The sequence below is a fragment of the Alteriqipengyuania triglochinis genome (assembly GCF_054655655.1).
This window is the reverse complement of sequence record NZ_BAAHNC010000002.1, coordinates 395,652-415,798: the sequence shown is the minus strand read 5'-3', so window position 1 is coordinate 415,798 and position 20,147 is coordinate 395,652. Positions and strand designations below refer to the sequence as shown.

Here is a 20,147-nt window from a genome sequence, read left to right as displayed (position 1 = left end):
TGCGGTCCGACTATATCGTCGCCTCTGAGATTCTCCGGCAGGCCGGCGCGCTAGAGCTACCTTTTGTCGACCCCGTGAGAAACCGAACGTTGGCCTGGGTGGCCGGAATCTTGGCAGTATTTTACGCGCTCACCATCGGCTCCAGCGTCCTGGCGGGCGGTGCACCGCTTTCGTCGCTTCTCTAGATCCCGCTGGTGTTTATTCGGTGCCGGTCGATCCCAAAGGACGACCGGACTATTTTGTCGCGCGCAAGAAGGGTGGGGACGTGGCGGACTAGCTGCCCTTGCCAAGCTGTTCTGCCATCATCTCCCAGACCTTGTTCACCGCTTTAATCGGGCGGATCATCACCTTGAAATCGATGATCTTTCCGTTTGAATCGAAGCGGACGATGTCCACCCCGTTTACCTGAATGCCGTCGAGCACGCAGGTGAATTCGAGCATCGCGTTCTCGCCATCGACTAATTCACGCACTTAGCGGAAGTTGCCCTGGCCGAGCGTCGCGGCGGCCGCGCTGAGGTAAGCAACCACCAGCGCGCGGCCTTCCTGCGGTGTATGGACGACGGGGGAGTGGAAGACGGCGTCTTTCGTCACGAGCAGAGCCAAGCGTTTCGAATCAGGCGTCGTGGCGAGGGTGTGCCATTCGGCGAGGCCTTGCTGCGTGGGCGTCATCCGAGATGCTTGGCGAAGAAGGCCATGGTCCGCTTGTCGGCGAGTTCGGCGCAGTCTTCGTTGCGCCGCTTGCCGAACTGGGTCGCGAAGCCGTGATCCATGCCTTCGTACTCGTGCAGCGTGACCTTGGGATGGTCGTCCAGTCCCTCGTGCATCGCCTTCTGTGTTTCCTTGTCGACGAAGCCGTCCTCGGTCGGGATATGCAGCATTAGAGGATTGGCGATCGCCTCCTTCTCGCGCAGCAGCTCGTCGACGCCAACCGCGTAGTAGCCGACCGTTGCGTCCGAATCGGTCCGCGCTGCGGTCATGTAGGCGAGGCGCCCGCCGAGGCAGTAGCCGACCGCGCCGACCTTCTTGCCCGAGTCGTGCCGAGTCCATTTGATCGTGGCTTCGATGTCGCGCACGCCGGCGTCCTGATTGAACTTGCCCATGAGATCGAGCGCCTTCTGGAATTCGGGTTCGATATCGGGATCGAGTTCGATTCCTTCGTCCAGCCTCCAGAACAGGTCGGGAGCCACCGCGAGGTAGCCCTCTTCGGCCAGCAGGTCGCACTTGCGGCGGATGCCGGCGTTCACACCGAAGATTTCCTGGATGACCACGATGGCCGCGCGGGGGGTACCCTCAGGCCGTGCGACATAGGCCTTGAAGTCGCCGTTTGCGTCGAGGGTGGTGATCCGTGTCGTCTCGCTCATCGAAATGCTCCCGTCGTTGGTCGATCCGCGCGCTTGCATGGTGTGGTGGCGCGGCCCAAATAGCCTTGTACGTGAGGTAACGGAGAAGTCGCAATGAAGGTCCACGTGGAAATCGACTGCACGCCGGAGGAGGCACGCGCCTTCATGGGGCTTCCCGATCTCAGCAAGGCGCAGGCCGCCTATTCGGAAGGCATGGAGAAGGCGATGCGTGGCGTGAACACGCCGGATCAGCTTCAGGAGCTTGCGCGGAGCATGGCGCCGATGGGGCAGGCGGGGCTCAAGATGTTCCAGGCATTCATGGAAGGCAGCACCGCGAATGCCGGCCGGCCGAAGAACGGCGAGACGAAATCTGACACCTGAGTCACTCGATACGATCTTCGCGCTGTCCTCCGGTGCGCCGCCCTGCGGCGTGGCGGTGATCCGGCTATCGGGACCTGCGGCAGGGGCGGCGCTGGAGAGTCTTGCCGGATCGCTCCCCGCGCCGCGCACCGCCGGGCTGCGGCAGATACGCGATCCCGAAGCGGGATGGCTGGACGAGGCTCTGTGCCTTTGGTTCCCCGCTCCAGCGAGCGCCACTGGAGAGGACTGCGCGGAAATTCACTGCCACGGGGGACGGGCGGTGATCCGTGCGATCGAGCATGCGCTCGAGCATGGCTGCGGATTGCGCCGCGCCGAGCCGGGCGAGTTTACCCGCCGGGCTTTCGTGAACGGCAAGATGGATCTGCTCGAGGCGGAAGCTCTCGGCGACATGCTTGCGGCAGAGACCGAATTGCAGCGCGCCGTTCTCACCAGTTCGGCTAAGGGTGAAGGCTCTCGCCGGGTGGCTCATTGGCGCGATGAGGTTCTGGCCGCTTCGGCGGCGGTCGAGCAGGAACTGGATTTTGCCGACGAGGATGAGGAGGGCGCTCCGTCGCCTGCGGCCTGGCGTGAGGCCGTCGGCGAGCTGGTGGAAGAGATGGCGCAATGGCTCGCGATACCTTCGGCCGATCGTCTTCGTACCGGAATCAGGATCGTGCTCGCTGGGCCGCCGAATTCGGGCAAGTCGAGCCTCTTCAACGCGATTCTCGATGAAGCCGCGGCGATCGTGTCGCCCATTGCGGGTACCACCCGCGATGCCATCGAGCGTCTGATAGCAATTGCGGGTGTGCCCTTTGTGCTCGTCGATACAGCAGGTCTGCGAGGTGAGGGCGCCGAGGAGATCGAACAGATCGGCATCGCGCGGGCCGAGGCGGAGCTGGCGCGGGCGGATCTGATCCTTTGGCTTGGCGATGAGGGGGAGGGCCCCCAAGGTGCCATCGAGATTGCAAGCAAGATCGACCTTTCGGACACGGAGGGAAAAAGCGATGGTGCGCTTCACGTGTCTGCCGAGACGGGCGAGGGGATTGCCGATCTGATGACAGCGTTGGCCGCCCGCGGTCGCGACTTGCTTCCGCGTCCCGGTCAGGTTGCGATATCGCAACGCCAGCGGCAGCATCTTGACGAAGCACATGCGGCGCTTGCCGCAGCGAGCGAGCTTGCCGACCTGTTGCTGGCCGGTGAATCGCTTCGCAGCGCACGCCATGCGATGGATGCCATGCTCGGCAATGTGGCGACCGAGGATATGCTCGATACGCTGTTCGGGCGATTCTGCATCGGGAAGTGATGTTCCACGTGGAACACAAGCAGTGCTGGCGATAGCGCGTCAGCGAGATTATAGAGAGTCGCATGCAGCACTATCCGGTTATCGTAATCGGCGGCGGACACGCCGGCGTTGAAGCGGCTTGCGTCGCCGCGCGCATGGGTGTGCGCGTCGCGCTCGTGACGATGGATGCCGCGAAGATCGGCGCGATGAGCTGCAACCCGGCCATTGGCGGTCTGGGCAAAGGCCACCTCGTCCGTGAGGTCGATGCGTTCGACGGTGTGCTGGGGCGGGCCGCCGATGCCGGTGCGATCCATTACCGCATGCTCAACCGATCGAAGGGGAGTGCGGTCTGGGGCCCGCGCGTTCAGGCCGATCGCAAGCTGTTCGGAGCAACCGTGCGACAGATCGTTGCCGCCGAACCGATGCTCGACGTGATCGAGGGAGAAGTCGCGGAGCTGCGGATTAAAAGTGCGCAGGTGTCCGGCGTGGTGCTGGCCAGTGGCACCGCCATTTCATGTGAAGCGGCCATCCTTTGTACGGGCACATTCCTGGGCGGCGTGCTGTTCCGCGGTGAAGAGCGGATGACGGGAGGCCGTGTGAACGAAGGTTCGGCAGCGAGGCTGGCGGACCAGTTGCGCGAAGTTGCGCTTCCGATGGCGCGCCTGAAGACCGGAACCCCCCCGCGCCTCGATGGACGCAGTATCGACTGGGCGCGGCTTGCCGAGCAGCCCACCGATGACGATCAATGGACGATGTCGCCGCTCACACCGCGGCGGCGCAATCCGCAGGTGTTTTGCGCGATAACCCGCACCAATGCGGCCAGCCACGAGATCATTCGGGCGAACCTGTCCCGATCGCCGCTCTATTCGGGCGCGATCGGTGCGCAAGGGCCGCGCTATTGCCCGTCGATCGAGGACAAGATCGATCGCTTCGGCGACCGCGACGGGCATCAAATATTCCTTGAGCCGGAGGGCCTGGATACGCCGCTGGTATACCCGAACGGAATCAGCACCTCGCTCCCCGTCGATGTGCAGGAGCGTTTCCTGCGCGCCATTGAGGGGCTCGAAAATGTGGTGGTTGCCGAGCCGGGATATGCGGTGGAGTATGATCACGTGGATCCGCGATCGCTCGATCGGGGCTTACAGATGCGTTCGCTGAAGGGCCTTTACTGTGCTGGGCAGATCAACGGCACGACTGGGTACGAAGAGGCAGCTGCGCAGGGCCTGGTCGCAGGTCTGTACGCGGGATGCGCAGCGGCAGGCTTGGCCGCGCCGCAGCTCGATCGGGCGAACAGCTATATGGCGGTGATGGTTGACGACCTGACTCTGCATGGGGTGAGCGAGCCCTACCGGATGCTGACCGCCCGGGCCGAGTATCGCCTCCGCCTCCGTGCGAATAACGCAACCACACGTCTCACGCCGATGGCGATCAACGTGGGCTGCGTGTCCGAGCAAAGGCGGGTGTGGTTCGGGGAGCGACAGGCAGCACGTGCCCGCTTGGAGGATGCGCTATCAGTCGAATACGCGCCGGCACGGATGCGCGAGCTAGGCTTCTCGGCGAACGATGACGCGGGTCGACAGGCCTTGAGTTCCTGGACTCGCTATCCTGGTCTCGATCTCGATAGATTCGCCGCGGCAGGCCTTGTTCCACGTGAAACAAATGGAGAGTTGGTGGGTGAGATTTCTGAGGACCTGCATTACGCGCCTTATGTAGCGCGTCAGGACGCTGAGCTGCGCGAGCTGCGGGCGAACGAGCAGGTGGGCCTCGGCCCCGAGTTCCCATTTTCCTCCGTTCCCGGCCTTTCGAACGAGATGGTCGAACGGCTGAGTGCGTCCCGGCCTGACAGCTTAGCGCAGGCTGCGCGCGTGCCCGGGGTGACGCCGGCCGCTCTCGCTGCCTTGCTGGTCTTTGCCCGCAAACAGCCCGCATCCTCTGCTGCATGATGATTAAGACCGAAGATCAGGCGAAGGCCTTCGTTGCCGAACGCTGCTCCCCCGAAGCCTTCGTCGCGCTCGAGCGATTCGCTGCAGAACTGCTTGTCGAGGCCGAAACCCAGAACCTCATCGCGCGCTCGACGATGCCGATGCTCTGGCAGAGGCATATTGCCGACAGCGCCCAGTTGCTGAACTTTGTTCCACGTGAAACGGGTACGTGGCTCGACTTGGGAAGCGGCGCGGGCTTCCCCGGGGTCGTGCTTGCCATCATGCGCCCCGATGTGCCGCATCTGCTTGTCGAGTCCCGTACGCGGCGGATCGAATGGCTTGAGCGGATGGTGACGCTCGCGGGGCTCGATCAATGCACGGTCGCTGGCTCTCGGCTGGAGAAGGTGAAGAGCTTCGAGGCGGGTGTCATAACTGCCCGCGCCTTCGCTCCGCTGCCGCAGCTGATCGACTTGTCCGCCCGCTTTTCCACCGAGCGGACAACTTGGCTCTTGCCGAAGGGTCGCTCGGCAGCGCAGGAAAGGGATGAGCTCGATTCTTCGCAGCGCGAGATGTTTCACGTGAAACAATCGATCACAAGCCAAGACGCTGCAATCCTGGTCGGCACGGGCCGGCCCAAAGCTGGGAGCCGCAGATGATCACCATTGCGATTGCAAACCAGAAGGGCGGGGTGGGAAAAACCACCACTGCCATCAACATCGCAACAGCAACTGCGGCAAGTGGCTGGCGGACGCTTCTCGTCGATCTGGACCCGCAGGGCAATGCCTCGACGGGGCTCGGCATTCACAGCCACGATCGGGACTACTCGACCTACGACCTGCTCATGGATGAAGGCACGGTTGCGCAGTGCACGCAGGAAACGCGCATTCCCGATCTGCACATCATTCCGGCTACGCAGGACCTGAGCGGGGCAGAGGTGGAGCTGGTCAGCGAGGCGGACCGCGTCGAGCGGCTCAAGAGCGCGCTCGTGAGCGCAGACAGTGCCTACGACGTCTGCTTCATCGATTGTCCGCCATCGCTCGGTCTGCTGACCCTCAATGCTCTCAGCGCCGCCAATTCGCTCCTCGTGCCGTTGCAATGCGAATTCTTCGCGCTGGAAGGGCTGAGCCAGCTGCTGCAGACCGTCGAACGCGTCCAGCAGAGCATCAATCCTTCGCTAAAGATCATCGGTGTGACACTCACCATGTTCGATCGCCGCAATCGCCTGACCGATCAGGTGGCGGAAGACGTGCGAGAGTGCCTCGGCGGCCTGGTGTTCGATACCGTCATCCCGCGCAATGTGCGCCTGTCCGAAGCGCCGAGCCATGGGTTGCCCGCGCTCATCTACGACAACTCCTGTGCCGGAAGCCGCGCCTACATGTCGCTGGCGCGCGAATTGCTCGGCCGCCTGCCTGACCAGAGGAAAGCTGCATGAGCACGAAGCCCGCGTCCGAAACCAACCCCGATCGCAGCAAACGCAAGCTGGGCCGGGGGCTTGGCGCGCTGCTGGGCGAAACCCAGCGTGAAGAGAGCATCGCACCGGCCGAAGGGGGCGCGACGGCTCTTTCGACCCCGGCCGGGGGCGCGGAAGCTGCCGGTGCAGCGCCGACCAGTGGCCTTGCCTCGATCCCCATCGCGCGCATCGAGCCTCTGCCGGACCAGCCGCGCAAGGTCTTTGACGACGAGGCGCTGGATGAGCTGGCGAAGTCGATCTCGCAGCGCGGGGTGATCCAGCCCGTGATCGTGCGGCCCTTGCCGCGCAAGGGGCGCTATCAGCTCGTCGCGGGCGAACGCCGCTGGCGGGCAGCGCAGCGTGCGAAGCTGCACGAGATTCCGGCGATTATCCGCGACCTCGATCGGCGCGAAGTCATGGCCATTGCGCTGATCGAGAATATCCAGCGTGAAGACCTCAATCCGATCGAGGAGGCGCGCGCCTACCAGCATCTCGCCGAAACCGAGGACATGAGCCAGGCCGACATTGCCGAACTGGTCGACAAGTCCCGCAGCCATGTCGCCAACCTGCAGCGACTGCTGGCCCTGCCGGAACCGGTCATTCAGCTGGTTGAGGGAGGCAAGCTCAGCATGGGTCATGCGCGCGCGCTCATCGGGCACGAGCGGGCCGAAGCCCTCGCCGAAGAAGCCGTCGCCAAGAATCTCTCGGTGCGCGAAGTCGAGAAGCGCGTTCGCGCCAAGCAGGGGCCGAAAAAGGCGGCTGCCAAGGATGGCGCCGGTGCGCCCCCCGGAACGAATGCCGATATCGAAGCGGTCGAGCGCCATCTCGAGGAATTCCTCGGCATGTCGCTCAACATCAAGCCCGATGCCGATCCGCGCTCGGGTGCGATCACGATTCGCTACAAGACGCTCGACCAGCTGGACCTGCTGTGCCAGCGCCTGACGGGCGGCGAAATCTGACCGCCCGCCAACCCTGGCGTTATCCTTCGCGCTTCTAGCGCTGCTTGATATACTTGATCCGCTTGGTCGGCTGGGGCTGCGGCTGGGGCTGGGGCGCATAGTCGATCACGCGCTCGCGGACGACCTCCTGCTCTTCGACCTCGTAGTATTCCTCGACGACCTCTTCCCGAATAACCGGCACATAACGCTCGCGATGGTGATCCTCGATCACCACGACCACGCTGCCCTCAGTCGCATAGGAACCGCCATAGCTCCGGCTGGCATAGCCGCCGTGGTAACCGCCCTGGTAATACTCGGCGGGTGGAGGGGCGTAGCCGTAGCTGCCCCCATAGGCATAGCCGTTGCCGCTCGCGGCCCGGTCCGCGAGCGCGCGTTCGTACTCACGGAGCCAGTCCTTGCAGTCTCGCTTGGCATCGTCACCTCCGGCGAGGCCGATGAGCGTTCCGATCGCAAGACCGGCGATCCCGCCAATTCCGCCGCCGATCAGCGATCCGGCGAGGCGCGAACCTTCGCCCGCTATCTCGTTGCCGAGATAGGCCCCGCCGGCACCTCCGACGATTCCGCCGATGACGCCGCCAGCTTCGCCGCGGCGCCGCCGTTCGCGCAGATAGACCTTGCAGTCCCGGATCCAGTCGCCGCGATCGTAGCTCGGCGGCATGGGGGGCAGCGCCTGCGAATAGACCTGCTGCGTGTAATAAACGGGAGGGCCGCGATACTGATCTTGCGCGGACGGGGCGCGATAGTCTTCATAGGCGGGGGGAGGGATATACTCACCTTCTCCACCATCATAATATTGCGCGGCGGCAGGTGCGGCGAGGCCGGCGAGCAGCACCGAACCTGTCATCAATATCGATCGCATCGGACGCAGAACCTTTCCCCAGGGGCGCTGCGCAAAGGCGGCAGCTTCACCAATGTGTTAAGAAATGGTTAGCGCATTTGCGTTCGCAGATATCCTGTGCTGGCAGGGCCTGTCCCGCGCTGGGGCAAGGGTGTGCGCTCAGATCCGCTCCGCAATCCGTCCGGCAAGTGCCTCTATCCCGCAGGCATCCGACGCCGTGAACCGGGCCTTGAGAGGACTGTCGAGATCGATCACCGCAATCACCTCGCCATCGCGCCGCACGGGCACGACCAGTTCCGACGCGCTGGCCGAATCGCAGGCAATATGGCCGGGAAAGGCATGGACGTCCTCCACCAGCTGGGTCTCGCCGGTCTGCGCTGCGGCCCCGCATACGCCCTGGCCCAGCGGAATCCGGATGCAGGCCGGCCGGCCGATGAAGGGGCCAAGCACCAGTTCGCCGTCCACCATGCGGTAGAAGCCCGCCCAGTTGAGATGGGGCACGAAGCTCCAGATCAGAGCCGCGAGGTTGGCCATGTTCGCAACAGCGTCGCGCTCCCCATCGGTCAGCGCAGCGGCCGCGTTGGCCAGCTCGCGATACCGTTCTTCGTCGCTCGTATCGTCGGGCAGTTGAAAGTCGAACATTCGGGCTCCTTTTGGGGTGCACGCGTTTGGCGATTGCCGCCTGCGCGCTCGCGCCCTATTTCGGGTGCATGACCATTCTTCGCAATATCGGCATCGCGCTGCTCGTCATTCTCGTCATCGCTGCGATCGCCATCGCGCTGCTGCTGCGGGGCAGCAAGGCAGAACTGACGGTCGACGAGGTGTCCGGCACCGATCCCACGCTGGCCGAACCCGACAACGAATGGTTTCCCACGATCAGGGTCGCAGAGCCGGTCGGCTGGGCCGAAGGCGAGGTGCCCGAGGCTGCCGAGGGCCTGCGCGTGGTGCGCTTTGCCGAAGGTCTGGACCATCCGCGTATCATCTATCGGCTGCCCAACGGCGATATTCTCGTCACCCTGACCAACAGCCCGCCGCGTGAGGCTGGCGGCATCCAGGGCCTGGTGATGAAATATCTGATGGGGCAGGCGGGGGCCGGCGTTCCGTCGCCGGACAAGCTGGTCTTGCTGCGCGATACCGATGGCGATGGGCGTGCGGACGTGAAGCGCACCTTGCGCGAGGAGAACCTCCATTCGCCCTCCGGCATCGCCTACGCCGATGGCACGCTCTACATCGCCAATCACGACGCGCTGCTCGCTTTCGATTACGAGCTGGGCTCGCCCAAGCTCCCGGGTGAGCCGCGCAAGCTGATGGACCTGCCGGGCGGCGGCAACCACTGGATGCGCAACATCATCCTCTCCCCCGAAGGCGATCGCCTGTATGTTGCGGTCGGCTCGGCGAGTAATATCGGCGAAAACGGCATGGAGGCCGAGGAAGGGCGCGCCGCGATCCTCGAGTATAATCTCGAGAGCGGTTCGGCCCGTCCCTACGCCGTCGGCTTGCGCAACCCCAACGGCCTCGCCTGGAACCCCCTCTCGGACGAATTGTGGACCACGGTGAACGAGCGCGACATGCTCGGCGGCGATCTGGTGCCCGATTACCTGACCAACGTGCCGATCGGCGCGAACTACGGCTGGCCGTGGGTCTACTACAAGAACGAGATCGATCGGCGCGTCGACGCCCCGATGCCCAACTTCCTCACCGAATATGCGCGCTATCCCGAATATGCGCTGGGCCCGCATGTCGCGGCGCTCGGCCTCGTGTTCAGCCAAGAGGGCCACCGTCTGGGCAATGCCTTCAATCGCGGCGCCTTTATCGCCCGCCACGGCTCGTGGAATCGCAGGCCGCCCTCCGGTTACGACGTCGTGTTCGTCCGCTTCGACGAGCGCGGGAATCCCGAAGGCAAGCCGGTCCCGGTCCTCAAGAGCTTCCTCAACGGCGATGGCGAGACCCGCGGTCGCCCGACCTGGGTCGAATGGACCGATCGTGGCGGCCTGCTGGTCAGCGACGACACGGCCGGGATCATCTGGCACGTGATCGACCCGCAGGCCGAACCTGCCGGTGCGTTCGAGCGGGTGAAGGGCGAGCGGCTGGAGGCGCAGACCGAACTGCGCGGCGACCCGCGCGATGCCTTTACCGACGACTTCGCGCGGGAATTCAATCCAATGGGCAACTAGCCCGGGGGGATCAGGCCGCCAGAACGCTTCCGTCGAGCTCGTAGAGCAGGGCGGAGCCGGCGGTGGCCGACGCCTTCAAACCGATCGCCTCGGGCACGATGTGATCGAGGAAGAAGCGCATCGTCACCCGCTTCGCGTGCTTGCGATCCGCATCCTCGCCATCCGCCAGCGCGGCATGCTGCTGCATCAGGCACCAGCCCGACACCGCAACCGCGCACATCGCGGTGAAGGGCACGCTGCCGGCGAGCCTGTCATCGAGCGAGGCATCCTCGCGCATCCACTTGGCGATGGCGGCGCATTCACCCGCCAGCGCCTTCAGCTGCGGTTCGTCGCCTGCGTCGCGGGCAATATCCGCGAACAGCGCCTGTAGCACCTCGCCATCCTCCAGACCCAGCTTGCGGGTCACCAGATCGGCGGCCTGGATGCCGTTGGTGCCTTCGTAAATCGGTGCAATCCGGCTGTCGCGCCAATGCTGCGCAGCGCCGGTTTCCTCGACGAAGCCCATTCCGCCGTGGACCTGAATGCCGAGGGAGGCGACATCGATCCCCGTATCGGTCGCCCACGCCTTCAGCATCGGCACCAGCACCTCGGCCCGCGCCTTCGCCGCCGCATCGCCGACGTCGCCCCGGTCGACCTGCCCGGCGGTGTAGTAGAGAAGCCCGCGCATCGCTTCCGTCAGGCTGCGCATCCGCAACAGCATCCGGCGCACATCGGGATGGTCCATGATCGCGACCGGCGTGCGGTCCTCCGCCCCGGCGCGCGCCGACTGCACGCGGTCGAGCGCATAGGCGACGGCCTGCTGCGTCGCCCGCTCGGCAATCTGGACGCCCTGCGAGCCGACATTGATCCGCGCATTGTTCATCATCGTGAACATCGCTGCGAGCCCGCGGTTCTCGGCCCCGACCAGTTCGCCGACGCACTCGTCGCTATCGCCGTAGGACATCACGCAGGTGGGCGAGGCGTTGATCCCCAGCTTGTGCTCGATACTCACGCAGCGCACGTCGTTGTGTGCGCCCGGCGTGCCGTCGTCCTTCAGGTGATACTTGGGGACCAGGAACAGCGAAATGCCGCGGCTGCCTTCGGGCGCCCCCGGCAGGCGCGCAAGCACGAGGTGGATGATGTTTTCCGCCAGCTCGTGCTCGCCCCAGGTGATGTAGATCTTCTGGCCCTTGATCCGGTACTTGCCGGCGTGCTCGCCATCCTCGATCTGCACCGCCGTGGTCCGCAACGCGCCGACATCGCTGCCCGCCTGCGGTTCGGTCAGGTTCATGGTGCCGGACCATTGCCCGCTGATGAGCTTGGGCAGGTAGGCTGCCTGCTGCGCATCGGTGCCATGCGCTTCCAGCGCCTCGATCGCGCCGACCGACAGCATCGGGAGCAGGTTGAGCGCCATGTTCGCGGTGCCGAGGTTTTCGAGCACGTTGCAGGCGAGCGTGAAGGGCAGGCCCTGCCCGCCATGCTCGGCACTGCCGGCAATCGCGTTCCACCCCTGCTCGACATAGGACTGGTAGGCATCCTCGAACCCGTCGGGCAGGCGGACGACACCGTTCTCCAGCTTCGCGCCTTCGAGATCGCCCTTGCGGTTGAGCGGCGCCCATTCCCCGGCGGCGAACTGGCCGACCCCTTCGACGATGGCTTCGACGAGATCGGGCTCGGCCGCCGCAAAGCGATCGGTTTGGGCCAGTTCGGCAATGCCGGCATTGGCCCGGATGGCGAGCAACTGGTCCTGGGTGGCGGGCTTGTAATGGGTCACGGGGGAAGCGTCCTCTTGGTTTTCTTTGCCCCCGGATATAGCGCGCGGGGATGGACCGCAAATACGTTACGGAAACGGTATTGGCCGATGAGGCCGGAATCGCGCGCGCAGCGGTTATCCTGCGCGAGGGCGGACTCGTCGCCGTGCCAACCGAGACGGTGTACGGCCTCGCGGCGCGTGCGGATAGCGAGGAAGCGGTCGCGCGGATCTACGAAGCCAAGGGCCGGCCGAGCTTCAATCCACTTATCGTGCATGTGCGCGATGCGGAGCAGGCCGCGCATTATGCCGAGTGGAGCGATGACGCCGTGAATGCCACGCTGCCGTGGCCGGGCCCGCTGACCGTGGTTTTGCCCCGCAAGGCGAACGCGGGACTGGCGTCAGCGGTAACGGCGGGCCTGCCGACCGTAGCTCTACGCTGCCCAGCGCATCCGGTCATGCAGCGCCTTCTGGCGCGCGTGGATTTTCCGCTGGCAGCTCCTTCGGCCAACCGCAGCGGCTTCATCAGCCCCACCTCGGCGCAGCATGTCATGACTTCACTCGATGGGCGGATCGAGATGGTGCTCGACGCCGGACCCACGGAAGCGGGTGTGGAATCGAGCATTCTCGCGATCCGCGAGGATGGATCATGGGAAGAACTGCGCGCGGGCCCGATCGATCTCGATGAGCTCCACCGGCACTATTACGACACTGGCCTGCCGCGGGCGGAGAAGCGCGCGACGCTTGAGGCGCCTGGCCAGATGGCAAGCCACTATTCGCCGGGCAAGCCAGTGCGGCTTGGCGTCACCGATCCCGAAACCGATGAATTCGCGATCGGCTTCGGGGCAATCGGGGGTGACGTCACGCTGTCGGCTTGTGGCGACCTGGAGGAGGCCGCGCGCAACCTCTATGCCTGCCTGCATCTCGGCGCCGCGTCGCCCATGCCGCGGATCGCGGTCGCGCCGGTGCCTGCGGAGGGCGTGGGCCGGGCGATCAACGATCGGCTGCGCCGCGCCGCAACACCGGCCGCCGCCGATCAATCCTCGTCGGGTTCGTAAGGAATCGTCGGCAGGATCTGCTGGATTTCGGCGTAGGTCTCGCGCGCCTTTTCGCACGCCTCGCGGTCTCCGTCCTCGCAGTCCTCGCGCTGGTCGCGATAGCGGCGTTCGAGCTTGCCCAGCCGTTCCTCGCGCTTGCGCAGCTCTCGGCCCCGCTTCTCATCCGCTTCGCTCTGGCTGGTGGTCGCGAGGTCGACCGCCTTGCTGCCGGCCTTGACCGGCAGGGTCACCACGTCGAGCGCGGTCTTTGCGAGGCAGCCCTGGAGGGCGAAGGCGGCGATCAGGGCGAGCGGGAGGATGGGCTTCATCCTGCTAGCCTATGCCCTGTCGCCGCCTGCGGGAAGCCTATTCCGCTGCGCTGGCCGGCGAAGCGGCTCGGCACGACAGCTTGCCGGAGCCCATCGAGTTGGCGCTGCAGCTGGCACTGCCGATCACCTCGACATCGCCCGATCCCATGATGCTGGCGTCGACCCTTCCATCGGAGGAGAAGACCGTATCGCCCGAACCGGCGATGGAAATATCGGCATCGCCAACCTGCACATGGCGCAGGTCGAGATTTCCCGAGCCAGCGATCGACAGCTCGAGAGTGGCTGCTCTGCCCGCAGCTTCGAGCGAGCCCGAACCGGCCACATTCACCTCGAGCTCGTCGGCATCGATCCTCGCCACGCGCGATTTGCCCGAACCTGCGATGGAGACCTCGGCCTCACCGCCGGTGCCGAGACGGTCGAGTTCGATCTCTCCCGATCCGGCGAGCGAGAGGCTGGTCGGTGTCGGCATGGTAATCCGGACCGTCGCCTTGCCCTTGTCGCGCCAGCTGCCTTCGCGCGATATTTCGAGATCGTCGTCGTCGAGCTCGAAACGCAGCCCTTCGGTCGCGGCCTCGTCGCCTTCGACATTGATGGTCAGCCTGTCGCCCGAGGTGACGACCACACGGTCGGGCCCGGAGAGCGAAATTCCCGTTGGTTTCGCGTCGGCATAGTCCAGTTCCTCCAGCGGGACACCGTCGCTCGAACTGATCGAGATATTGGTGCCGCACGCACTCAGTAGCAGGGCGGCGGCGCCCAGCAGCGCCAGTGAGACGGGATTGCGGGTCAGCGGTTTCATGCGTTGCTCCTTGGCTTGCGTCAGCAGTCTAGTCGTCGGTCGAGGAAGTCGACGTTTCGTCGGGCACGGCCTGCGCCGCGCCACCCGAAGAGGAGCCGGAGCCCGGGGGCACCGGCGGAACGGGTGCGACCGGCGGCTCGGGCGGCTTCGGCGGCTTGGGGGGAGGGGGCGCATCGGGCGCATCGGGCGCGTCCTCGCGACCTTCCGGCACGATCTGGATATGGCCCGATCCCATCCCGCGGACCGAACAGCGGGGGCTGCCGTGGATGATGACGTCGCCCGCCCCCATCAGCTTTGCCGACACCTCGCCGTCGCTGGAGAGTACGGCTTTGCCCGAGCCGGCAAGAACGATTCGGGCGGTCTGCACCGTCAGCCCCCGCATCTTGGCTGTTCCGGACCCGGTGACGTTGACCTTCAGCCGTTCGACCTCACCCTCCGCCTGCACGAAGCCCGACCCGGCGATCACCGTCTTCAGCTCCTCGCAGCGGACGGAGCGGGCCACGATGCGTCCGGCCCCGAAGATCGAGAGTCGGGCTTCGGCGGCGAGCGTTTCCGTCTCGATTTGCCCGGATCCACTGACGGCAAGCGCGTGCACCGCGGGCAGGGCGAGCTCGATCTCGGGGCTGCCATCCGAGGTGGCGCCCTGGGTGGGAGGAAGAATCGAGAGCTGGCCGTCGCGCAGGATGAAGCGGAGCGTTTCCGAGCCCGTGCCGCTCGCGGAGATGCGCCAGGCATCGCCCTGCACGAGCCGCAGCCGGGTGGGGCCGGCGAGGGTGATCCGGGTCGGTGCCTGCGCGGTCAGGTCCAGCTCGTCCAGCGCGATTCCGCCGACATCCTCGCCTTCCCATCTGAATTCCCGCCCGCCGAAGCGGAACTTCGCACCATCCGCCTTGCCGGCCTTTTCGGCCAGCGCGGCGGCGATGATCGGTCCGACAGTCTTGAATATATCGTTCAGCATCATCCAGCTCCGAGCTTGTGTGTTACTGTTGTAATACGCCACGCTTCACGCATCAAGGGCAAGAAAAAGGGCCGCCCCCATCGGGAGCGGCCCTTGTCGAAGCCAGTCGGTCGCCTGTCGATCAGGCGTCTTCGGCGTTCTCGTAATATTGCGGCGCATGTTCGCGCAGCACGGAAAGGATCTTTTCGAGCGCGGCCGGCTCGTCGGTCTTCTCCATCGCAGCCAGTTCCCGCGCGAGGCGGCTGGAAGCGGCTTCGAAGATCTGCCGTTCGGAATAGCTCTGTTCGGGCTGGTCGTCGGGGCGGAACAGGTCGCGCGTCACTTCGGCGATCGATACGAGGTCGCCCGAATTTATCTTCGCTTCATATTCCTGCGCGCGGCGGCTCCACATGGTCCGCTTGACCTTGGGCTTGCCCTTCAGGGTTTCCATCGCTTCCTTGAGGGTCTTGTCGCTGGAAAGCTTGCGCATCCCGATCGATTCGACCTTGTTGACCGGAACGCGCAGCGTCATGCGTTCCTTCTCGAAGCGCAGAACGTAGAGTTCCAGCTGCATCCCGGCGATCTCTTCGCTCTGCAGTTCGACCACGCGGCCGACGCCATGCTTGGGGTAAACGACATAATCGCCGACATCGAAGGCGAGAGCCTTGGCTGCCATGAAAATTCCTTTCGTACGCAAGGCAGGGATGCATCACACGCAATAGCTGGCTTGCCGCCCGGAAAGGGCGAGAGGCCGGTTTCTTCGTGCTGCTGGGGGGTACCTGCCTTTCAACTTCCTTGGGCCGACGCAGCGTCAGCCACGGCGGAAGTCGCGATATAGCAGGTTCTTGCGATTATTGCGAGTCAATGAAACAAATGCGGCGTCTCAGTCAGGCGGCATCGAAGCCTGGACGAATTCGCCGCCCAGCATGAGGACAAAGGCGCTCAGGTAGAACCAGGTCAGCAGGATGACGACCGCGCCAAGCGATCCATAGGTAGCGTTGTAATTGGCGAAATTCGCGACATAGCTGCCGAAGAGCGCGGTCGCCCCTACCCATATCAGCGCGAACAGCGCGGCGCCGGGCAAGACGGCGCTCCACGGCGGATCGGGGCGATTGGGTGCGACGCGGTAAAGGAAGCCGGCGCCCAGCATGCCGACCACGAACATCAGCCCGAAACTGGCGATCGGCGCCGCCGCACCCGGTAACGCCGCCGCGAGCGAGATCGCCGTGCCCGCCAGCCCGAGCGCGATCACCGCACCCAGCGTTACCGCCAGCGCGATGGCATTGCTCTTGACGAATCCACGGCTTTCCTCGGTATTGAAGACGACGTTCAGCCCGCCGATCACGCCTCTTGCAGCGTTGCGCGCGCCGAACAGTGCCAGCGCGAGGGCCAGAATCAGCCCGAGGCCCTTGGCATCGTCGTTCGCCTCGGTCACCGCGCGCAGCTGGCTTCCGATCAGCGAGGCGGCACTGGCCGGAAGCCCGCGACCGAGCGCGTCGATATCCCGCGCCACGACCTCCGGCGTCGCCACCAGGCCGTACAGCAGCACGCTGGACGCCAGCAGCGGCACCATTGCGAGGAAGGCGTAATAGGAAACGCCCGCCGCGACGAGGCCCACATTGTCCTGCGTCGCGCCGCGCCAGGTCCGTTTAAGCGTGTCGAGCATTCGATTCCCCCCGTTCAGGGGAATCGACTCAATCGCCTTCGCCGGGTTCCGGGTTGAAGAACTTTTCGAACTTGCCCTCTTCACCCTTGTGCTCGTCGGCGTCCTCGGGCGGGTCCTTCTTCTGGGTGATGTTGGGCCACTCGTTCGAGAACTTGGTGTTGAGCTCCAGCCACTTCTCGAGGTTGTCCTCGGTATCGGGCAGAATCGCTTCGGCCGGGCACTCGGGCTCGCAGACGCCGCAGTCGATACATTCGCTGGGGTTGATCACCAGCATGTTCTCGCCCTCGTAGAAGCAGTCGACCGGGCAAACCTCGACGCAGTCGGTGTATTTGCATTTGATGCAGGCGTCGGTGACGACGTAGGTCATGGGGCGTTATCCTTGCGCGCCGTTTGAATCTCGCGCTGCTGCTAGTGGGTCCGTGCCCGCGCGGTCAAGCAGGCTGTAACATTCGCGCGCTTGCACGGGCGACCCGCGCCTTTCTGGCAACGCATCGATCCGGACCACCAGAACGCCCGCTTTGCGCGGGATGGTGAGCACGTCGCCGATCCCGACATCGCGCGAAACCCGCTCTATCCGCGACCCGTTCAATCGCAGATGGCCACCCTCAACAAGCCGCCTTGCGGCGCTGCGGGTGCGCACGAAGCGCAGGCGGCACAGGGCGAGGTCCAGCCGCATCAGCGACCGCCCGCTGCCATCAGGAGAGCATGTCCTTCAGCGCGGCAAAGGCGTTTTCCGGCCGGGGCTCGCGCGGCTTGGCAGGTGCATTCGCGCCGCCTCCCCGTGGACCGCGGCCCTTCTCGGAGCGTTTCCCGCCCTGCTTCCCGCCTGGCTTGCCTCTGCCCTTGTGATGCTGGTTGTGATTCTGCCGCCGGTCGTCACCACCCCTGCGGGAGGGCAGCCAGCGCCAGCGATCGGGCAGGGCGGGGCCGAAGGCACCTTCGGCAAGCGCCTGGCCTTCGATAAAGCGGAAGCCCGCCGCACCAAGCAGCCGCTTGATGCTGTCCGGCGTCAGGCCGGTCGACACGGCCAGCGAGGTATCGAGCACGAAGGGCGCGCCGCGCGCCTTCTTGCCCTGTGCCCCCTTCGCTCTTGCCTCATGCGCCTGCTTGAACAGCTTTTCCGCGATGTCGACCCGCACCAGCTGCTCGCCCGCCGGGCGGTAGCCTGCGGGCAGCGGCCTGGATTCGGGGATGACAGAGCGCATCGCCTCGTCGATCGGTCGCCGGTCGATCCCGGCCTGCTTCATCGCCAGCCGGGGCGCAGGCTTCAGGAGGGCGGGCGCGAAGATGTCGAGCGCGCCGAAGACGACTCCCACCTTGCGCAGGAACGGGCGCGCTTCCTTGGGCAGATTTTCGATTCCGGCCTGTTCGCGTGTCACGATGCCGTGCCCGTCGAGCAGGTTGAGCAGCAGGGCGCGCGCCCAAGAGGTCGCATCCTCGCTCTTCGAGGCGAGCTGCAGCTTGCGCAGCGGTTCGAGCGGGGCGAGCCATTCCTTCACCTTGCCTTCGATGGCGGCCAGGAATGCCTCGCGCGCACCGTCGGGCAGGCGATCCAGTTCGCGAGCGGGTTGCAAGCGAGGGGCGGCGGGATCGACCGGATGTTCCAGCCGGGCGATCTCCTGCACGCCCCACATCACCCGGCCATCCTCCAGCGATACGCCCTCCAGCCCGCTTTCGCGAAGCTTTTCCGCCTGGGTGGCGAGGATGCGCGGGAGTGCCTTCTCACCGGCAGAGAGCAGCATCTTGCGGTCGCCCGCCGCCGCTTGCGGATCGATCGCAAAGCGAAAACCCTCCAGCTTGCCGATCGCCTGATCCTCGACCAGCAGCGTGCCGTCGTCTTCGAGGCTGATCGGGAGCAGCGCGGGGTCGTTGCCAAGATGCTTCATCAAAACGGAGGTCCTTCGATTCACGAACCGCTCGGTCAGGCGCATGTGCAATGCGTCGGACAGGCGGGCTTCTACCGCCCGGGCACGCGCCGCCATCTCGTCGCGGGCGAGCACCCAGTCGGGCCGCTGGCAGATATAGGCCCAGGATCGGATGGCGGCTATCCGTCCCTGTAGCACGGCGATGTCGCCCCGTACCGTGTCCAGTTCGGCGATGCGGGCGGCGACGAAGTCCGCGCCGATATAGCCTCCGCGCAGATCCTGCCAGAGGCGGCTGACGAAGCGGGCATGGGTGTCCACGCCCGACTGGCGGAAATCGGGCAGCGAGCACACTTCCCAGAAGCGCCTCACGCTCGCCGCGCCGCGCACGGTCTGCGCCAGCGGTTGTTCGGCCAGCTTACGCAGCACCGCAAGGTCGATCGCTTCGGGCGCGGGGGCAAGCTCGTGCTCGTCGGGCCGGGCGCACAGATCGTCGATCAGCGTGGCCAGCGAATCGAAGCGCGGCTCGGGCTCGCGCCAGTAGAGTTTCGTCAGCGGCTGGAAGCGATGCTCCTCGATCGCGTAGATCTCTTCCTCGGTGAACTCGGCTTCGTGCCCGCCCATCCCGGAGAGCGCACCGAAACTGCCATCCTTGTGGTGCCGCCCGGCGCGGCCGGCGATCTGCGCCATCTCCGCCGGGCTCAGGCGCCGCCGCTTGACCCCGTCGAACTTGGCGAGGCTGGCGAAGGCGACATGGGTGACGTCGAGATTGAGGCCCATGCCGATCGCGTCGGTCGCGACGATATAGTCGACCTCGCCGTTCTGGAACAATTCGACCTGGCGGTTGCGCGTCTCGGGGCTCAGCGCACCCATCACTACGGCCGCCCCACCGCGATGGCGCCGCAGCATCTCAGCAATGGCGTAGACCTGTTCCGACGAGAAGGCGACCACCGCGCTACGCTTGGGCAGGCGGGAGAGCTTTCTGGCACCGGCGTGGGTCAGCGTGGAAAAGCGCGGCCGCTCGATCAGCTCGGCATGCGGGATCAGCGACTTGATGACCGGCGCGGCGGTAGACGAGCCGAGCAGCATGGTTTCTTCGCGCCCGCGCGCATTGAGCAGCCGGTCGGTGAAAACGTGCCCCCGCTCGCGATCCGCTGCGAGCTGGACCTCGTCGATCGCTACGAAGGCGTGATCCCCGCCGTCATGCGGCATCGCCTCGGCGGTACAGAGGAAATAGCGCGCGTCCTTCGGCTCGATCCGCTCCTCGCCCGTGATGAGCGCGACGGCCTTCTCGCCCTTGATCGCGACCACCCGGTCGTACACCTCGCGCGCCAGCAGCCGCAGCGGGAAGCCGATCGCTCCGCTCGAATGGCCACACATCCGCTCGATCGCAAGATGCGTCTTGCCGGTATTGGTGGGGCCGAGGACGGCCTTGATCGCGGGCGCGGACATGGTGGCCAATGTGG

22 protein-coding genes are annotated in these 20,147 nt (G+C 65.4%); 8 read left to right on the top strand and 14 right to left on the bottom strand.

All coding sequences use genetic code 11. The annotated features are described in order from the left end of the window. Nucleotides 1–273 precede the first annotated feature (273 nt). The 3 genes from ACYQ0L_RS07715 to ACYQ0L_RS07705 are packed head-to-tail and all read right to left on the bottom strand — an operon-like array spanning nucleotide 274 to nucleotide 1,361. Entirely contained in the window at nucleotides 274–471 is a 198-nt protein-coding gene (locus tag ACYQ0L_RS07715) for a hypothetical protein (RefSeq protein ID WP_459788467.1), read from the bottom strand. Further along, on the bottom strand, nucleotides 472–669 hold the full coding sequence (locus ACYQ0L_RS07710) for a hypothetical protein (RefSeq protein ID WP_459788466.1): 198 nt from the start codon (nucleotides 667–669) through the stop codon (nucleotides 472–474). It lies immediately after the preceding gene. After that, nucleotides 666–1,361: a dienelactone hydrolase family protein gene (locus ACYQ0L_RS07705; protein ID WP_459788465.1), complete on the bottom strand. Its 696-nt coding sequence runs from the start codon at nucleotides 1,359–1,361 to the stop codon at nucleotides 666–668. The genes ACYQ0L_RS07710 and ACYQ0L_RS07705 overlap by 4 nt, the downstream gene beginning before the upstream one ends. A gap of 93 nt (nucleotides 1,362–1,454) precedes the next feature. On the opposite strand from ACYQ0L_RS07705, the gene ACYQ0L_RS07700 reads away from it, so the two are divergent. The 6 genes from ACYQ0L_RS07700 (at nucleotide 1,455) to ACYQ0L_RS07675 (ending at nucleotide 7,313) form a co-directional block, all read left to right on the top strand. After that, on the top strand, nucleotides 1,455–1,721 hold the full coding sequence (locus tag ACYQ0L_RS07700) for a DUF6489 family protein (RefSeq protein WP_459788464.1): 267 nt from the start codon (nucleotides 1,455–1,457) through the stop codon (nucleotides 1,719–1,721). Beyond that, on the top strand, nucleotides 1,678–3,003 hold the full coding sequence (gene mnmE, locus ACYQ0L_RS07695) for a tRNA uridine-5-carboxymethylaminomethyl(34) synthesis GTPase MnmE (RefSeq protein WP_459788463.1): 1,326 nt from the start codon (nucleotides 1,678–1,680) through the stop codon (nucleotides 3,001–3,003). Before ACYQ0L_RS07700 ends, mnmE begins: the two co-directional genes overlap by 44 nt. Before the next feature lie 62 nt (nucleotides 3,004–3,065). Further along, nucleotides 3,066–4,925 carry a tRNA uridine-5-carboxymethylaminomethyl(34) synthesis enzyme MnmG gene (gene mnmG, locus ACYQ0L_RS07690; RefSeq protein WP_459788462.1) on the top strand — a complete coding sequence of 620 codons (1,860 nt, stop codon included), beginning with the start codon at nucleotides 3,066–3,068 and terminating at the stop codon, nucleotides 4,923–4,925. Next, nucleotides 4,925–5,560 carry a 16S rRNA (guanine(527)-N(7))-methyltransferase RsmG gene (rsmG, locus tag ACYQ0L_RS07685; protein ID WP_459789012.1) on the top strand — a complete coding sequence of 212 codons (636 nt, stop codon included), beginning with the start codon at nucleotides 4,925–4,927 and terminating at the stop codon, nucleotides 5,558–5,560. The genes mnmG and rsmG overlap by 1 nt, the downstream gene beginning before the upstream one ends. Continuing rightward, nucleotides 5,557–6,336, top strand: a complete 780-nt coding sequence (locus tag ACYQ0L_RS07680; protein WP_459788461.1) for a ParA family protein — start codon at nucleotides 5,557–5,559, stop codon at nucleotides 6,334–6,336. The genes rsmG and ACYQ0L_RS07680 overlap by 4 nt, the downstream gene beginning before the upstream one ends. Then, on the top strand, nucleotides 6,333–7,313 hold the full coding sequence (locus ACYQ0L_RS07675; protein ID WP_459788460.1) for a ParB/RepB/Spo0J family partition protein: 981 nt from the start codon (nucleotides 6,333–6,335) through the stop codon (nucleotides 7,311–7,313). The genes ACYQ0L_RS07680 and ACYQ0L_RS07675 overlap by 4 nt, the downstream gene beginning before the upstream one ends. A gap of 34 nt (nucleotides 7,314–7,347) precedes the next feature. On the opposite strand, the gene ACYQ0L_RS07670 is transcribed toward ACYQ0L_RS07675, so the two are convergent. Together ACYQ0L_RS07670 and ACYQ0L_RS07665 are read right to left on the bottom strand one after the other, a co-directional pair. Then, nucleotides 7,348–8,160: a hypothetical protein gene (locus ACYQ0L_RS07670; protein ID WP_459788459.1), complete on the bottom strand. Its 813-nt coding sequence runs from the start codon at nucleotides 8,158–8,160 to the stop codon at nucleotides 7,348–7,350. Nucleotides 8,161–8,310: 150 nt separating this feature from the next. Then, a complete protein-coding gene (locus ACYQ0L_RS07665) occupies nucleotides 8,311–8,793 on the bottom strand; it encodes a GAF domain-containing protein (protein ID WP_459788458.1) in 483 nt (160 codons plus the stop codon). Nucleotides 8,794–8,861: 68 nt separating this feature from the next. Here ACYQ0L_RS07665 and ACYQ0L_RS07660 point away from each other — a divergent pair, with 68 nt between their 5' ends. Beyond that, on the top strand, nucleotides 8,862–10,325 hold the full coding sequence (locus ACYQ0L_RS07660; protein ID WP_459788457.1) for a PQQ-dependent sugar dehydrogenase: 1,464 nt from the start codon (nucleotides 8,862–8,864) through the stop codon (nucleotides 10,323–10,325). 10 nt (nucleotides 10,326–10,335) lie between these two features. Here the strand turns inward: ACYQ0L_RS07660 and ACYQ0L_RS07655 are convergent, their stop codons facing one another. Next, complete coding sequence (locus tag ACYQ0L_RS07655) at nucleotides 10,336–12,078, bottom strand: acyl-CoA dehydrogenase family protein (RefSeq protein WP_459788456.1); 1,743 nt, start codon at nucleotides 12,076–12,078, stop codon at nucleotides 10,336–10,338. Between the two features lie 50 nt (nucleotides 12,079–12,128). Here ACYQ0L_RS07655 and ACYQ0L_RS07650 point away from each other — a divergent pair, with 50 nt between their 5' ends. Further along, a complete protein-coding gene (locus ACYQ0L_RS07650) occupies nucleotides 12,129–13,112 on the top strand; it encodes an L-threonylcarbamoyladenylate synthase (protein WP_459788455.1) in 984 nt (327 codons plus the stop codon). Here ACYQ0L_RS07650 and ACYQ0L_RS07645 read toward each other — a convergent pair. From ACYQ0L_RS07645 to ACYQ0L_RS07610, 8 genes are all read right to left on the bottom strand, one after another. Then, nucleotides 13,091–13,420: a hypothetical protein gene (locus ACYQ0L_RS07645; RefSeq protein ID WP_459788454.1), complete on the bottom strand. Its 330-nt coding sequence runs from the start codon at nucleotides 13,418–13,420 to the stop codon at nucleotides 13,091–13,093. The genes ACYQ0L_RS07650 and ACYQ0L_RS07645 overlap by 22 nt on opposite strands. 37 nt (nucleotides 13,421–13,457) lie before the next feature. Beyond that, nucleotides 13,458–14,216 (bottom strand): head GIN domain-containing protein, encoded by a 759-nt coding sequence (locus ACYQ0L_RS07640; protein ID WP_459788453.1) that lies wholly within the window; start codon nucleotides 14,214–14,216, stop codon nucleotides 13,458–13,460. A gap of 28 nt (nucleotides 14,217–14,244) precedes the next feature. Then, on the bottom strand, nucleotides 14,245–15,174 hold the full coding sequence (locus ACYQ0L_RS07635) for a GIN domain-containing protein (RefSeq protein WP_459788452.1): 930 nt from the start codon (nucleotides 15,172–15,174) through the stop codon (nucleotides 14,245–14,247). A gap of 121 nt (nucleotides 15,175–15,295) precedes the next feature. Continuing rightward, complete coding sequence (locus ACYQ0L_RS07630; protein WP_459788451.1) at nucleotides 15,296–15,829, bottom strand: CarD family transcriptional regulator; 534 nt, start codon at nucleotides 15,827–15,829, stop codon at nucleotides 15,296–15,298. 207 nt (nucleotides 15,830–16,036) lie between these two features. After that, nucleotides 16,037–16,819, bottom strand: coding sequence for a YihY/virulence factor BrkB family protein (locus ACYQ0L_RS07625; protein WP_459788449.1), 783 nt, complete (start codon nucleotides 16,817–16,819; stop codon nucleotides 16,037–16,039). Nucleotides 16,820–16,847: 28 nt separating this feature from the next. Next, nucleotides 16,848–17,186, bottom strand: coding sequence for a ferredoxin FdxA (gene fdxA, locus ACYQ0L_RS07620; RefSeq protein ID WP_010239507.1), 339 nt, complete (start codon nucleotides 17,184–17,186; stop codon nucleotides 16,848–16,850). A gap of 6 nt (nucleotides 17,187–17,192) precedes the next feature. Continuing rightward, the gene (locus ACYQ0L_RS07615; protein WP_459788448.1) at nucleotides 17,193–17,495 is read right to left on the bottom strand and encodes a S4 domain-containing protein; all 303 of its coding nucleotides are present in this window, start codon (nucleotides 17,493–17,495) and stop codon (nucleotides 17,193–17,195) included. Between the two features lie 19 nt (nucleotides 17,496–17,514). Beyond that, nucleotides 17,515–20,133, bottom strand: coding sequence for a helicase-related protein (locus tag ACYQ0L_RS07610; RefSeq protein ID WP_459788447.1), 2,619 nt, complete (start codon nucleotides 20,131–20,133; stop codon nucleotides 17,515–17,517). Nucleotides 20,134–20,147 lie beyond the last annotated feature (14 nt).

What these genes read in the sequence shown, in the direction of transcription:
- ACYQ0L_RS07710 (WP_459788466.1), bottom strand. Translation starts at nt 669, where the DNA reads ATGACGCCCACGCAGCAAGGCCTCGCCGAATGGCACACCCTCGCCACG.
- ACYQ0L_RS07705 (WP_459788465.1), bottom strand. Translation starts at nt 1,361, where the DNA reads ATGAGCGAGACGACACGGATCACCACCCTCGACGCAAACGGCGACTTC.
- ACYQ0L_RS07700 (WP_459788464.1), top strand. Translation starts at nt 1,455, where the DNA reads ATGAAGGTCCACGTGGAAATCGACTGCACGCCGGAGGAGGCACGCGCC.
- mnmE (WP_459788463.1), top strand. Translation starts at nt 1,678, where the DNA reads ATGCCGGCCGGCCGAAGAACGGCGAGACGAAATCTGACACCTGAGTCA.
- mnmG (WP_459788462.1), top strand. Translation starts at nt 3,066, where the DNA reads ATGCAGCACTATCCGGTTATCGTAATCGGCGGCGGACACGCCGGCGTT.
- rsmG (WP_459789012.1), top strand. Translation starts at nt 4,925, where the DNA reads ATGATTAAGACCGAAGATCAGGCGAAGGCCTTCGTTGCCGAACGCTGC.
- ACYQ0L_RS07680 (WP_459788461.1), top strand. Translation starts at nt 5,557, where the DNA reads ATGATCACCATTGCGATTGCAAACCAGAAGGGCGGGGTGGGAAAAACC.
- ACYQ0L_RS07675 (WP_459788460.1), top strand. Translation starts at nt 6,333, where the DNA reads ATGAGCACGAAGCCCGCGTCCGAAACCAACCCCGATCGCAGCAAACGC.
- ACYQ0L_RS07665 (WP_459788458.1), bottom strand. Translation starts at nt 8,793, where the DNA reads ATGTTCGACTTTCAACTGCCCGACGATACGAGCGACGAAGAACGGTAT.
- ACYQ0L_RS07660 (WP_459788457.1), top strand. Translation starts at nt 8,862, where the DNA reads ATGACCATTCTTCGCAATATCGGCATCGCGCTGCTCGTCATTCTCGTC.
- ACYQ0L_RS07650 (WP_459788455.1), top strand. Translation starts at nt 12,129, where the DNA reads ATGGACCGCAAATACGTTACGGAAACGGTATTGGCCGATGAGGCCGGA.
- ACYQ0L_RS07645 (WP_459788454.1), bottom strand. Translation starts at nt 13,420, where the DNA reads ATGAAGCCCATCCTCCCGCTCGCCCTGATCGCCGCCTTCGCCCTCCAG.
- ACYQ0L_RS07640 (WP_459788453.1), bottom strand. Translation starts at nt 14,216, where the DNA reads ATGAAACCGCTGACCCGCAATCCCGTCTCACTGGCGCTGCTGGGCGCC.
- ACYQ0L_RS07635 (WP_459788452.1), bottom strand. Translation starts at nt 15,174, where the DNA reads ATGCTGAACGATATATTCAAGACTGTCGGACCGATCATCGCCGCCGCG.
- ACYQ0L_RS07630 (WP_459788451.1), bottom strand. Translation starts at nt 15,829, where the DNA reads ATGGCAGCCAAGGCTCTCGCCTTCGATGTCGGCGATTATGTCGTTTAC.
- ACYQ0L_RS07625 (WP_459788449.1), bottom strand. Translation starts at nt 16,819, where the DNA reads ATGCTCGACACGCTTAAACGGACCTGGCGCGGCGCGACGCAGGACAAT.
- fdxA (WP_010239507.1), bottom strand. Translation starts at nt 17,186, where the DNA reads ATGACCTACGTCGTCACCGACGCCTGCATCAAATGCAAATACACCGAC.
- ACYQ0L_RS07615 (WP_459788448.1), bottom strand. Translation starts at nt 17,495, where the DNA reads ATGCGGCTGGACCTCGCCCTGTGCCGCCTGCGCTTCGTGCGCACCCGC.
- ACYQ0L_RS07610 (WP_459788447.1), bottom strand. Translation starts at nt 20,133, where the DNA reads ATGTCCGCGCCCGCGATCAAGGCCGTCCTCGGCCCCACCAATACCGGC.